We start from the raw sequence: 13,333 nt of genomic DNA, 5'->3' as shown, positions 1-13,333 counted from the left end.
CCGTGGACACCGCCTGGCGCATCCTCGACTGCTCGTCACTTACTGGTTCGATCCGCTCCGCGCGCGGAGCCATTGAGATTCGCCCGGAGGAGGGAGCTTTCCAGTCAGTCCCGGTCGCCGATGTGGCCGTGGTCCTCCTAGGTACCAGGGTCGCGATCTCCACCGCAGTCATGCACCGGCTGCTGGACGCCGACGTCGTCGTCATGTTCTGCGACTGGCGTGGTGTCCCCGAGGGGGCTGCCTACCCCTGGCGCGCGCATACGCGCGTCGGGGCCAGGCAGCGGGCGCAGGCAGAGCTCTCACTTCCCCGGCAGAAGAACGCGTGGGGGAGGCTCGTGCGAGCCAAGGTCCTCGGCCAGGCGCACGTCCTGTCTACGGTGGATAAGTCCACCGCCCTGCGCCTGCGAAACCTGGCGAAGTCGGTGCACTCCGGGGACCCGGAAAACGTGGAGGGCCAGGCGGCACGACTGTACTGGGCCCGCCTGTTCGGCCCGGACCAGTCCTTTCTACGACTGCCAGAGTCCGAGGACCCCTGGAACACCTATCTCAATTACGGTTACGGGGTCCTGAGGGCTCACGGGGTCCGGGCTGTCGTGGGTGCGGGGCTCAACCCCACGCTCGGTCTCTTCCACCGGGGCAGGTCAAACTACTTCAACCTTGTCGACGACCTTATCGAGCCCTTCCGCCCGGCTGTCGACGCCACGGTCCTGACCCTCCCGGCTGAAGGATCGCTGGCGGACCGCTCAGTCAAGCAACGGCTTGTACAGGCAGTGCTCCAGCCCTTCAACGCAGGCGGCGACACCCTGCCCACAGTCCTCGAGCGCCTGGCACAGCACCTGGGGCAGTACGTGGAAGGAGACCGTAAGCGGCTGGACGTGCCGCAGTGGACAGGCCCTCACCGGGATCGTGACGATGGCAGATGACCCGATGTGGTGCGTTGTCATGTTCGACCTGCCGGTGGGCACCAAGAAGCAGCGCCGTGAGGCCACACGCTTCCGCAATCTTCTGCTTGACGAGGGCTACTGGCGGGCGCAGTACTCGGTGTACGTGCGCTACTCCCCAACCGTGGCAGGCGAGAACCGTAGGGTGAACGCCATCAAGGCCAACCTGCCCGCGGGCGGGGAGGTCCGTATCCTCTACGTCACCGACCGCGAGTGGGCACGGACGCTCTGCTTCCAGAACGAGGCACCCGTCAAGGTCGAGAAGGAGCCCCAGCAGCTCACGATCTTTTGACGTCGAACCTCGACCTTTCATTGGAATCTTCCCCCTAGCAGGCTATGACGAAGCCTACCAGGGGGAAGGGTGACCGATTCCCAGTGTCGCGGCGGCGGGGCTAGTGGTGTGGGGAAGCCTACCAGGGGGAAGGGTGACCGATTCCCAGTCCAGGACCTGCTCCCTGACTCCGGCGTCGAAGCCTACCAGGGGGAAGGGTGACCGATTCCCAGTCGTCGAGGGCGTGGCTGCTGGGGTGCGGGAAGCCTACCAGGGGGAAGGGTGACCGATTCCCAGTCCAGCGGGCATGCGGGGCCGGACCACGGGAAGCCTACCAGGGGGAAGGGTGACCGATTCCCAGTCTGCGGGGCTGCGGTGGTGCGCGGCCGTGAAGCCTACCAGGGGGAAGGGTGACCGATTCCCAGTGGCTGCCGCGCCTGGGGGACTCCCCGTTGAAGCCTACCAGGGGGAAGGGTGACCGATTCCCAGTTGGTGTCGATAGTGCGGATGCACAGGAGGAAGCCTACCAGGGGGAAGGGTGACCGATTCCCAGTCCACCGGGGAGCAGGTCGTCCTGGTGGAGAAGCCTACCAGGGGGAAGGGTGACCGATTCCCAGTTTCCTTTCTGGTTTCGTGTCCTGGCTTGGAAGCCTACCAGGGGGAAGGGTGACCGATTCCCAATACGGGCACGACAGGCACCCCGCCACAGCGAAGCCTACCAGGGGGAAGGGTGACCGATTCCCAGTGTGGGGGCCGTAGGCATGAGTGCCTGCCGAAGCCTACCAGGGGGAAGGGTGACCGATTCCCAGTACACACGCCCAGTGGGAGTCCACGGCCAGAAGCCTACCAGGGGGAAGGGTGACCGATTCCCAGTCCAGGGGGTCATCGGTGTCGGCGGGGGTGAAGCCTACCAGGGGGAAGGGTGACCGATTCCCAGTCGTGGTCCACGTGGTCGGCCTCGGCTCCGAAGCCTACCAGGGGGAAGGGTGACCGATTCCCAGTCCGTGACCTGCCCGGCGACAGGGGCCAGGAAGCCTACCAGGGGGAAGGGTGACCGATTCCCAGTTATGACCACCACGCAGACGCATATAAGCGAAGCCTACCAGGGGGAAGGGTGCCCGATTCCCAGTACCTGGTGGTCCACCACCTCGACGGGAGGAAGCCTACCAGGGGGAAGGGTGACCGATTCCCAGTGGTCGCCTGCGAGGCCGTTGCCTGCTCAGAAGCCTACCAGGGGGAAGGGTGACCGATTCCCAGTTGACGAGGAGGACGCTGGCTGACCTATGGAAGCCTACCAGGGGAAGGGTGACCGATTCCCAGTCCGCCTCGGAGGTGTAGGAGCCGACCACGAAGCCTACCAGGGGGAAGGGTGACCGATTCCCAGTGAGTCGAACCCGCCCTGCGACCGTCCGGGAAGCCTACCAGGGGGAAGGGTGACCGATTCCCAGCCCTTCCGCCCTCAATACCCCTGCTGCACATCTTCAACCGGCCTCATTCCACGCAACGCCAGGAGAAGTGCCAGACTTGCGCGAAATCACGCGCAACGAGCAGGTGTGACGCAGCGGGCCACAACCAGACGTCGGCTCCACGATGTGCAAGGCACCCTTCAGCGCACATCGTGGACCCGACGAGACGGCCACTTCCTTACACCTATCGGCCGCACGCCTTTGGAATCTGGCGAAACAAAGCGGATCGCGGAGGCCGCTCTTCTCTGCTGTCCGAGGACCCCCGTCACGGGCACCTGTCTCGCAGGGAGGCCGCCTCACTCGTTCGCTATGTTCCTCCCCTCATGGTCCTCTCCTTTCCCCTCTGCCCCTATCCGCGGATCCGCAGCACCGGGTTCTCAAGCAGGCATGGTCCTCTCCTTTCCCCTCTGCCCCTATCCGCGCCGGTCAGCCCCTATCCGCGCCGGTCAGCGTAGCCCCGCGATACCACCCTCTCCAGATCACAACTCAACGACCCGCTTCTTGCCCAGTCCCGCGATACCGTACCTGTTCCTTAGGATCGTGCCCGTGACCACAGCCGTTCCCTGCGTGCCCACTGGCCCACCCTCCGCATCCCCTGACACCACGCCCACTCCTACTCCCCCGCCCTCCCTGGACGTCGCCCCGGGCTCGGTGGTACGGGTACGCGACGAGGACTGGCTGGTCACCCAGGTCTCCGCCAACTCCGACGGCACCCTGGTCACGGTGCAGGGACTCTCCGAGCTGGTACGCGACACCACCGCCCAGTTCTCCGCTGGGATCGACCACATCGAGCCCGTGGACCCGCGCCGCACCCGCGTGGTCGCGGACACCTCCACCCGGCATCGCCTTTCGCGCCTGTGGCTGGAGGCGACGCTGCGCAAGACGGCGTTGCCGGCCGGCTCCACGGAGATGGCGGTGGTGGGCGACATGCTGGCCGACCCGCTCCCCTACCAGCTCACGGCCGTCCGGCAGGCGCTGGACCCGGCCAACCTGCGCCCGCGCATCTTGCTGGCGGACACCGTGGGTCTGGGCAAGACCCTGGAGATCGGCATGATCCTGGCGGAGCTGGTGCGCCGGGGACGCGGGGACCGGATTCTGGTCGTCACGCCCCGGCACGTGCTGGAGCAGATGCAGCATGAGATGTGGTCGCGCTTCGCCCTTCCCTTTGTGCGCCTGGACTCGGTGGGTATTCAGCGGGTGCGGCGCACCATCCCGGCCACCCGCAACCCCTTCTCCGTCTACCACCGGGCGATCATCTCCATCGACACGCTCAAGTCCGACCGCTACCTCAATCATCTGCGCAGGCAGCGCTGGGACGCCGTGGTCATTGACGAGTCGCACAATGTCACCAACAAGGGCACGCTCAACAATCGTCTGGCAGACATCCTGGCCCGCCAGACGAACGCCCTGATCCTGGCCTCGGCCACGCCTCACAATGGCGATCCGAAGTCCTTCGCGGAGCTGATTCGCCTGCTGGAGCCGACGGCGGTCCGCGCGGACGGCTCGCTGGATCGCGAGGCTGTGCGTCGGCTGGTGATCCGCCGTCACCGCCACTCCGAGGAGGTGCGCGACGTCGTGGGCGACCGTTGGAAGGAGCGACTGACCCCGGTCAACCGGCTGGTGGCGCCCTCCCCGGCGGAGGACACGGTGGCCGGAGAGCTGTCCCGCTCCTGGCTGCACCGGCCCGACGGCGCAGCCGCCCCGAGCGCTCCCGGCGGGGGTACTGCGGGTAACGGCGGCAATGCGCTGTTTTCCTGGACGTTGGCGAAGGCCTTCCTGTCCTCCCCAGCGGCGCTGATTCAGACGATTGACGAGCGCTTGGCGCGGCGGCCTCGGGCGGACAACCTAAGGATACTAGCAGACTCAAAACTACCCCAATTATTCGCGTCGCAAATAAATCGAATGGGCTGAGAACGTAAATAAGAGCAACTCTAAAGTCTCCGCATACTAGCGACCTCACCAGGCATATCCCTCCCACCCTCAACGGACGACGATTACAAGTTGCGCATAGCAATACGCTCATAGGCGCGCCGCAAACGTTTTATGCACATCATGATGACTGCGAGGAAATGAAGTGCCGCCGCAACCGCAATTCCGGTAAAAATCGGACCAGAGCGCCTATCGCCAATCCAATTACCGGCACCTGCGACGATCAGATACAGGGTGAAAACTAAGCCCCAAACTATTGCCCACAAAGTATTGGCCATACATTCATCAACAAGCCGATAGTCGAACTCAGTTAGCCGACTATCACGGGCGAACGTCATCCGCAACTGAAAAAGGAATACCGACATGGAAAACAACAGGCCAGAAACGATCGAAACACCAGCGACAACATCGCCTACATCTACAAGCCTTGCGTTCATCAAATACGCGACAACACCACCCGCAAACGGAATACCTACCTGGCTGGCCCAGGCCCTCCAGTCAGGTTTGCCGGTCCTCGCATCATAAAGCGTGCTGAAATGACTAACCGGAACCCGCCACAACGATGCCTTTCCCATACGGATGCTTCACTCCTCCGACTGGTTGCTCCACGCCGATTCCCAAACTCCACCATGACGCTGGAGCAAATCTGACACGCGCTCAGCACAACGCTCGACGAGGATCTTGTCAGACAACGGCGCCTCTCCCGCCTCAGTCATCACTTCGCGAATCGCAGGCCCGGAATTCTGGCCAAGAAGAAACTTCTTCGATCTTCTATCGCGTTCCATCGTAACGTAAACCTCGTAGTCGGTATCGAACTCAGGAACGGACACCACTTCTTTGAGAATATCCTGACGTGACAACTTCCCTAGCAGTTTCTGAGGGAAAAACTTCAATCCTCGTTCAGGTCGCGCGATATAGGACAACCTGCCAACCTTAACAATCGACCCATCTTCTATGTTAACGCTCTTCCCCGCGACTCGCACCTCGACTTCAGTCAGATTTGCGAGCTCAATCCAAGCCTCCGCCTCCACCTCTCTGGCTGTATCCATGGTCACAGAGTCCGAGTAGTTCGAAAAGTATCGCTTGAACATCCCCATGATACGGCCACCCGCAGAACCTCGCGAAGACTCTTCGGCAAAAAAATAAGCACGTTCACCTTTTTCGGGCACGAACAATAGCGCACGAATAGAGCCCACTGGAGCCTCATCGTCGGTGATCTCATGGACCACCTCGCCTGTACTCACATCCAGTACCTCGCCACGTTCACCATATGAGCCAACACGCATGTCAAGCAGTTCTACGCGAGGAGCGACTCGGCGAGCAGAGGTGACGCTGACCCAGGTCTGTTGCTTGCTGAAGGCACGATCCTCGTCAGGGATAGCAACGGCCCAGTTATGGAACACATCGATTAAGTCGTCTCCGTTCAGATCCGACGGGGCGTAGGTCGCTGCGTTACGCTGGTATTTCTCATGGAATGTCATCACGGTCGCGGTGAGGACTCGCCGACCCATAAATACTCCTAAATCAGAAAACAAAAACTATTGAATTTCACTAACAGAATCAGGGAGGCTCGAACCTTGCGCAGCCAACCGTGACACCACAGATATCCTATGCCTCCCTTATATCTTCACCTCTCACCGACCCAGCGTCAAATGATTCGGCAAAGCCTGCGGGCGGTTGTCTCGCAATCAGAACTATCCGCGTACCGAAAAAGTCTGCAGAACATACCACACGATACAACAGTACTCCTCCGCATCCAAGGGGCAACAAGAGCCGCATAACTATATCATATCAATCGTGCCGCTGATGATCAACAACGCATGAACTGGGTAGTGCGCGCCTCGCGCCGGTGATGTCCAGAGCCTCGCGAGCGGTAGCGGGACAGCAGTCGCTGAAATACGTCAAATTTGCGGAAATGACGGCCACTCTGGTGACCTCGGCCAACCACCAAAACATTATAGACAACCTGGAGCCACGGTGCGGCAACCCTCCGCCGAGAGCGGGCGTCTCGGCAACGGCGACGGACAACCCGATAACCCACCGCAGTACTCACAACCTGACCCAGGAGCGTCAAGGATAACAAAAACAACAACACACAGCATCCTGATCCAAAGTTCTTTCAACTGAAACAGAGGCTACCAGAATACTCCGCGCCCAGCCGCCCCGACATGCTTCACTCTTTCCGCCCCTCCCCCATAACCCCCCGCCTCAACATCAACGAGGATGATCCATCATAAATAGATCTCCCCCGCAACTATAGTTGCAGTTCTAGTGAAACGACACGACTGAACACAAACGCTTCCCGCCCTAAAATACGCTTAACCGCTCACGCCAGGTCTCCAAACCTCGCCACATACGCCGTCAGTGCCTCAACGACGCGAGCCTTGCGCTCATCGCGGCTCTGGCCAGCAGCGGCCTCGCGGAAGCGGGAGACGTGTGGGAGCAGACGTGTGATCGCCATACCCTCTGTCGGCACAAACCCATCGCGCAGAGCAGCAGCCACGAACTTCTCAGTCTCTGCCTCGCGTAGCCCCTCGGTCACGACGATGGTGTCCAGTTCGGAGGCCATGCGCTCCGCGATGAATGCCTTCCACTGCTCGTCCACGGTCCCGTTGCTGGAGACTGACCCGACGAAATCCTCAATAAGATCGCGCTTGGAGTGGAGCGTGGGGCTGGAGGCGATCGCACGGCTGATCTCCACCGGAATCTCACGGTCCTCACCGTCACCCCGCTCGGCACGCTTGTCCTCCACGAGGTGCAGGATGTAGTCGACACCGACCTCGACCTGCTTGATGAGTTCGATCTCGAAGACGAGGTCATCATCGACTACCTCCTTCTCCGTCTTGGCCGCCGCACGCATCTGGGCGTGGATCTCCAGGTACATGCTGGTGTAGTCGGCAAGATCGGCGTCGTTGAGGCCACCCATGTTGTCCTCGGAGAACTCGTCGAAGGAGACGAGGATGTTGCGCAGCCGGAGAATCTGGCCGAGCAGCATTACGAACTCCTTCTGGGCCACCTCTGAGGCGATCACCTCACCGGGCTGCCACTTGCCGCGCAACTGCGCTACCTTGGCGATGAACTCCTCCAGGTACTCACGGTAGGAGCGCAGGAGGATGGTTCCGCTAGCGTTCTTGTTGCCGAACAGGGCGATAGCGGCGTCGGTCTCAGCCTGGAGATTGCGGAAGCAGACGATGTTCCCGTAGCTCTTGACCGCGTTGAGGATGCGGTTAGTGCGGGAGAAGGCCTGGATGAGGCCGTGAGTGTGCAGTGATTTGTCGACCCACAGGGTGTTGAGTGTTTTGGAGTCGAAGCCGGTGAGAAACATGTTGACGACGATAACAAGGTCGATCTGCCGCTTAGCAAGACGGTCGGAGACATCCGCGTAGTAGTTCTCAAACCCTGAGGCGCTGGTGTCGTAGTTGGTTCCGAACTGCCGGTTGTAGTCGGCGATGGCGGCGTTGAGGAAGGCCCTGTCGTCGGCGGACAGCGCGGTGGGGTCGGTGGATTCCTCGGCGAGTGAGTCGCCAGGTGCTTCGGCGTTGGCGGCGTAGGAGTAGATGATGCCGACGCTGAGCCGCTGGTCGCCCGGCAAACCCTGCTGCTGACGGGCGAACTCCTGGTAGTAGGCGCGCGCGGCGGGGATGGAGGCGGTGGCAAGCAGCGAGTTGAATCCGGCCAGGCGCTGCTGCCCGAGCGTGTAAGTCCGGTTGCGCCGCGTCTTCTGGTTGAAGTGCTCGCGGATGTAGGTGACGACCTGCGCAATCCGCCCTGGTGCCATAAGCGCTCGTTCGGTGTCGATAGCGCTGACTTCGGTGTCGACGACATCGTCGCGACTGTGCACAGTGTCGATGTAGTCGATGCGGAAGGGCAGGACGTTCTTGTCGCCGATGGCGTCGACGATCGTGTAGGAGTGAAGTTGGTCGCCGAAGGCCTGGGCGGTGGTGCGCAGCTGTATGTTGCCGCTGGAGCCCGCGTTCTCGGCGAAGATGGGGGTGCCGGTGAAGCCGAAGAGGTGGTAGTTGCAGAATGCCTTGGTGATAGCGGTGTGCATGTCGCCAAACTGGCTGCGGTGACACTCGTCAAAGACGAGGACGACGTGCCCAGTGTAGACGGCGTGCTTGCGGTTGCGCCCGACGAAGGTGGACAGTTTCTGGATCGTGGTGACGATGATCTTAACCGTCGGGTCATTGATCTGGGCGGCGAGTTGGACGGTGGACTGGTTGGCGGAGACGGTACCTTCGGCGAAGCGGTTGTACTCCTTGATAGTTTGGTGGTCGAGGTCTTTGCGGTCGACGACGAAGATGACTTTGTCGATCTCCCCCATCCCGGCGGCGAGCTTGGCCGTTTTGAAAGAGGTAAGGGTCTTACCGCTGCCGGTGGTGTGCCAGATGTACCCGCCAGCAGCAAGGGTGCCGGTCTGGCGGGCGTTGGTGGAGGTGTTGATGCGCTGAAGGATCGCCTCGGTGGCGGCGATCTGGTAGGGCCGCATGACCAGAAGCTTGCGGTCGGATAGGGCGTCGGCAACGCTAAAGACGCAGTAGCGTGTCAGGACCGCTAGCAACGTGTGCTTAGACAGGAAGGTGCGGGTGAAATCGACGAGGTCGGTGATGCGCTGGTTGGTGGCGTCGGTCCACCAGGAGGTGAACTCGTAGGCGTCCGACGTCGCAGCCTTGACCCGCCGCTGGGTGCCACGGTTCTCGGTTACGTGGTCTTGGCGGGTCGTGTTGGCGTAGTACTTAGTGTAGGTGCCGTTCGAGATGATGAAGATCTGGACGTATCCGAACAGGCCCGCCCCGGACCAGAAAGAGTCGCGCTGGTAACGGCTGATCTGGTTGAAGGCCTCGCGGATGTCGACGCCGCGCCGTTTAAGCTCGACGTGGACCAGCGGCAGCCCGTTGACCAAGATGGTGACGTCGTACCTGTTGAAGTGTGAGCCGTTGGTAGCGACGTACTGGTTGGTGACCTGCAGGCGGTTGTTGTGGATGTGACGCTTGTCGATCAGGCGGATGTTCTTGAACTCGCCGTTGTCTCGGGTGAGAACTTGGACGTGGTCCTCCTGGATGCGTCGGGTCTTCTCGACCACATCGGACGCTCCCCCTGCGGTCTGGATGGAGCGTTCGAAGAAGCGCTTCCACTCGGTGTCGGTGAAGCGGTAGTCGTTGAGCGCCTCAAGCTGAGCACGGAGGTTGGCAATGAACTCTTTCTCAGCATTCTCCGGCGTAAACCTGACGTACTCGTAGGCCTGCTCCTGCAACTGGGTAATGAAAGCGCGTTCGAGGTCCGCTTCGGACTGATATGCCTTGCTGGTGCGTTCGCTCGGCTCGTAAGTGCCCACGACGGTGGAGTCGTCGGTCAGAACGACCGGCTCGATGCGCACGGCCTGGGCTTCACGGATGGTCATGTCAGTGTTATCTCTCTGCGTTCCAGTCGCGGGCCGACGACGGCGATTCTGGTCGCCTCGCCCTGCCCTTCTTCGACTTCAGTATTGGATGGAGGCAGGTCTTCGTTCTCCCAGTCGGCGTATGTGCCTCCTTCCCAGGTCCAGCTTGTCCGTCCGTTGCAGGAGCGCCCGAGCGCGATCGCTCCCGCAGTGGATGGAGAACTGAAGGGGATATCGCGAGTCAAGGTAGCAGTAGAACCCTTCACAACAATCGAGCCGTCATAGATAAGTTTCTCATGCTGCGCGCGGTACGATGCGTATAGCCGCCTAGTGCTCTGACTATGACCCTCATTATCCTGACCAGAGTCTCCCCATGACCCTACAATAATTGATCCTTCAAGCATGATGAATTCGGACCCACTTACGCGTGCGCGCGCATTAACCCCTCTCCCTTGACTGAGCAACCGGAATGTCGGCGAGTCAAAATCACTCAGAGACGCTACGCCGCTTCGCTCCGGCCTGACATTACTCAGCACGTTCACACCGAGGACAGGCAAAACAGAACGAACCTGCGCCAAGAAAGCATCGGCATCCGAGACTTGAGCTTCTGAAAGCTTACGTGGCTTCGGGGTCTGGAGGTTATCCGTCAGAGAACATCTTTTCGCTTCCGCCGCGATCTCTAACATGCGGGATTCCAGGTAGCCCCAGTGACCTTGGTTGAAGGCATCTTCGCGAGATGAGATAACAACCGCCCGCGTCCACCAGTCCTTCTTGCGATCATGGTCAACAAACCGCTCTGCGAAGTTCTCAGTCTTGCCGATGTAGCATCGGGTGGACGCGAGGGCCTCAGGATCCTCGCCAAGAAGCAGGTATACACCGTTCGTTTGCGCATCCGATCGGGCACGGAGTTCTTTAAGCATAGTTCTCGGCCCAGCAAGGATGTGTCCAGTCCAGCCTGAAACATCTGCCGTCGTGATCCCACCAGACTTGCCGTCCACCAAGAAGATCTCAATATGCTTGCCGGTCATGCTGATGCGCCCTTCTCCGGGAAAGTCAGGAGCCTGTCCCGGTAATACTCGTACTGCTTGCGCCGCGCCTCCAGCTCCGCCTCCAGCAGGGTGAACTGATCCAATATTCTCACAATTTCCCGCTGCACCGCAAGCGGAGGAATCGGGAACAGGAACCGCTTGAAGCCGACCATGTCAACTGACTGAAAACTCGAGACCGTAGTGTTCTTCTTGCACCACTCATCCAGACGAAAGCAGTAGTAGTACAGGAACTTTATATCGAAGCAGTTGCGATACTCATCCTTCAACGTGAGACAGGTAAACCTCTGGTTCGAGAGATGCGGCACCCTAATAAGTGCATGCTCCCCGATCGTTGCGGATGTTGCTACCAAGATCGAATCCGAGGCGAACAGCCGACCGCCTTTAACCGCGGACTTTGATATCCGCTGTATCGAATCACTGAGAATTCTACCGTTAGCCCGGATGTCTTCCATCCTGAACCAAGGCACCTCATCGCCAGACCATGCCTCGGCGTCAGTCTTCCGCGGGGTGTAGCCATTCCGCGTATCGAACAACGTCGCCAGCGGCTTGTACTCCACGCCGTCGGGGCACAGTTCCTTGACCAAGTCATCGATGCGGCTCACTTTGCACCTCTCTCCAGGTCGGCAACGATCTCGTCGATGCTGGCACGCAGCTCAGCCTGGCGCGCCACGATGCGCGCAATCTCGGCGTTCAGCGCCACGATGTCTACTTCCTCGCGGGTATCTTCTGCCTCCACATAGGCCGACACCGACAGGTTGTAGCCATTCTCAGCAAACTGCTCGGCACCCACCACAGCGGAACGGTGCGCCACCACCTCCCGCTTCGCCACGGCGTCGACAATGAAGTCGCGGTGCTCGGCCGCGAGCCGGTTCTTGTTGCCGGTGCGGACGAACTGGTCGGAGGCGTCGAGGAAGAAGACGTCGTTGGTGGTCTTCGACTTCTTGAGCGCGATGACGCAGGTTCCGATCGTCGTGCCGAAGAACAGGTCGGGCGGCAGCTGGATGACCGCCTCCACGTAGTTGTTCTCGATCAGGTATTTGCGGATCTTCTGCTCAGCCCCGCCCCGGTACAGGACACCGGGAAACTCGACGATCGCTGCTGTTCCCTTGACGTCTAGCCAGGACAGCATGTGCATGGTGAAGGCCAGATCCGCCCTCGACTTCGGAGCGAGAACTCCAGCGGGCGCGAAGCGCGGGTCGTTGATCAGAGTTGGGTCGTCCTTGCCGACCCAGTGCGTCGAGTACGGCGGGTTGGAGACGATCGCTTCGAAAGGCTGATCGTCCCAGTGCTCCGGGTGTAGCAGGGTGTCGCCGTGCGCAATGCTGAAGTCCGCGAAGTTGACATCGTGAAGGAACATGTTGATGCGGCACAAGTTGTAGGTGGTCAGGTTGACCTCCTGACCGAAGAACCCACCGCGTACGTTCTCCCTGCCGAGCACCTTAGCGAACTGAAGCAGCAATGATCCCGACCCGCAGGCCGGGTCGTAAACCCGCTCTACGCTCGTCTTACCAGCCACGGCGATTCGAGCGAGGACCTCGCTGACCTCCTGCGGAGTGAAGAACTCACCCCCGCTCTTGCCCGCCGAGGAAGCATACATGGTCATCAGGTACTCGTAGGCGTCCCCGAAGGTGTCGATGGCCGAGTCACCGTAGGACAGGTCAAGATCGCCGACGGCATCAAGGATCCGCACCAACTTCTCGTTGCGCTGCGCGACCGTGGAGCCGAGCTTGTTGGAGTTGACATCAACGTCGTCGAACAAGCCGTGCAGGTCCGACTCCGCACCTGTGCCGATGGCGGAACGCTCGATATTCTTGAAGATCCTGTCCAGGGTTTCGTTGAGGTTCTCATCGCGCGGGGCACGCTCACGCACATTGTCGAACAACTCCGACGGTGCGATGAAGAATCCCTTCTCGTTGATGATCCCGTCGCGAGCATCACGCACCTGAGAGTCGCCCATGGCAGCGTAGTCGAAGTCCGGGTCTCCGGCGTCGCGCTCGCCGACGTTGATGTACTCGGTGAGGTTCTCCGATATGAACCGGTAGAAGAGGAAGCCCAGGACGTAGGCCTTGAAGTCCCAGCCGTCCACGCTCCCGCGTAGCCCGTTGGCGACCTTCCAGATCGTCCGGTGGAGCTCGGCGCGCTCGGTCTCTTTGCTCACGGGGTTCCTCGTTCTCCTTGCTAGGGCTCTCGCGGTCCATGCAGGTACCGCTGAACGGTTAAGATAGTGGCTCGGTCACGGTTACACAGCAGGCGGCAGCCAGCTCAGACAGTCCCGGCGCCTATGAGTCGCCAAGGAA

General features: G+C 60.8%; 9 protein-coding genes and 1 CRISPR repeat array. Of the genes, 3 read left to right on the top strand and 6 right to left on the bottom strand.

The window, feature by feature from the left end; translation table 11 throughout:
* Positions 1-2: 2 nt before the first annotated feature.
* The 3 genes from cas1 to D4740_RS07325 all read left to right on the top strand — a co-directional run bounded on the left by cas1 (position 3) and on the right by D4740_RS07325 (position 4,589).
* Positions 3-923 carry a type II CRISPR-associated endonuclease Cas1 gene (gene cas1, locus D4740_RS07335; protein ID WP_119836295.1) on the top strand — a complete coding sequence of 307 codons (921 nt, stop codon included), beginning with the start codon at positions 3-5 and terminating at the stop codon, positions 921-923.
* Entirely contained in the window at positions 913-1,233 is a 321-nt protein-coding gene (gene cas2, locus D4740_RS07330) for a CRISPR-associated endonuclease Cas2 (RefSeq protein ID WP_119836294.1), read from the top strand. The genes cas1 and cas2 overlap by 11 nt, the downstream gene beginning before the upstream one ends.
* Before the next feature lie 49 nt (positions 1,234-1,282).
* Positions 1,283-2,661: a CRISPR direct-repeat array (repeat unit 36 nt; unit sequence GAAGCCTACCAGGGGGAAGGGTGACCGATTCCCAGT).
* 563 nt (positions 2,662-3,224) lie between these two features.
* A complete protein-coding gene (locus D4740_RS07325; RefSeq protein ID WP_259390719.1) occupies positions 3,225-4,589 on the top strand; it encodes a DEAD/DEAH box helicase in 1,365 nt (454 codons plus the stop codon).
* A gap of 83 nt (positions 4,590-4,672) precedes the next feature.
* Here D4740_RS07325 and D4740_RS07320 read toward each other — a convergent pair whose 3' ends face one another.
* The 6 genes from D4740_RS07320 to D4740_RS07295 all read right to left on the bottom strand — a co-directional run bounded on the left by D4740_RS07320 (position 4,673) and on the right by D4740_RS07295 (position 13,194).
* Positions 4,673-5,182 carry a hypothetical protein gene (locus tag D4740_RS07320; RefSeq protein ID WP_119836293.1) on the bottom strand — a complete coding sequence of 170 codons (510 nt, stop codon included), beginning with the start codon at positions 5,180-5,182 and terminating at the stop codon, positions 4,673-4,675.
* A 9-nt stretch (positions 5,183-5,191) separates the two neighbouring features.
* A complete protein-coding gene (locus D4740_RS07315; RefSeq protein ID WP_119836292.1) occupies positions 5,192-6,118 on the bottom strand; it encodes a hypothetical protein in 927 nt (308 codons plus the stop codon).
* Between the two features lie 815 nt (positions 6,119-6,933).
* On the bottom strand, positions 6,934-10,008 hold the full coding sequence (locus D4740_RS07310) for a type I restriction endonuclease subunit R (protein ID WP_119836291.1): 3,075 nt from the start codon (positions 10,006-10,008) through the stop codon (positions 6,934-6,936).
* Positions 10,005-11,015 (bottom strand): GIY-YIG nuclease family protein, encoded by a 1,011-nt coding sequence (locus tag D4740_RS07305; RefSeq protein ID WP_119836290.1) that lies wholly within the window; start codon positions 11,013-11,015, stop codon positions 10,005-10,007. The genes D4740_RS07310 and D4740_RS07305 overlap by 4 nt, the downstream gene beginning before the upstream one ends.
* Positions 11,012-11,638 carry a restriction endonuclease subunit S gene (locus D4740_RS07300; protein ID WP_119836289.1) on the bottom strand — a complete coding sequence of 209 codons (627 nt, stop codon included), beginning with the start codon at positions 11,636-11,638 and terminating at the stop codon, positions 11,012-11,014. Before D4740_RS07300 ends, D4740_RS07305 begins: the two co-directional genes overlap by 4 nt.
* A complete protein-coding gene (locus D4740_RS07295; protein ID WP_119836288.1) occupies positions 11,635-13,194 on the bottom strand; it encodes a type I restriction-modification system subunit M in 1,560 nt (519 codons plus the stop codon). The genes D4740_RS07300 and D4740_RS07295 overlap by 4 nt, the downstream gene beginning before the upstream one ends.
* Between the last annotated feature and the right edge of the window lie 139 nt (positions 13,195-13,333).

This window comes from Actinomyces sp. 2119 (genome assembly GCF_003591215.1).
Taxonomy (GTDB): domain Bacteria; phylum Actinomycetota; class Actinomycetes; order Actinomycetales; family Actinomycetaceae; genus Actinomyces; species Actinomyces lilanjuaniae.
The sequence above is the reverse complement of the archived record's forward strand: the minus strand, read 5'-3'. Positions and strand labels throughout refer to the sequence as shown.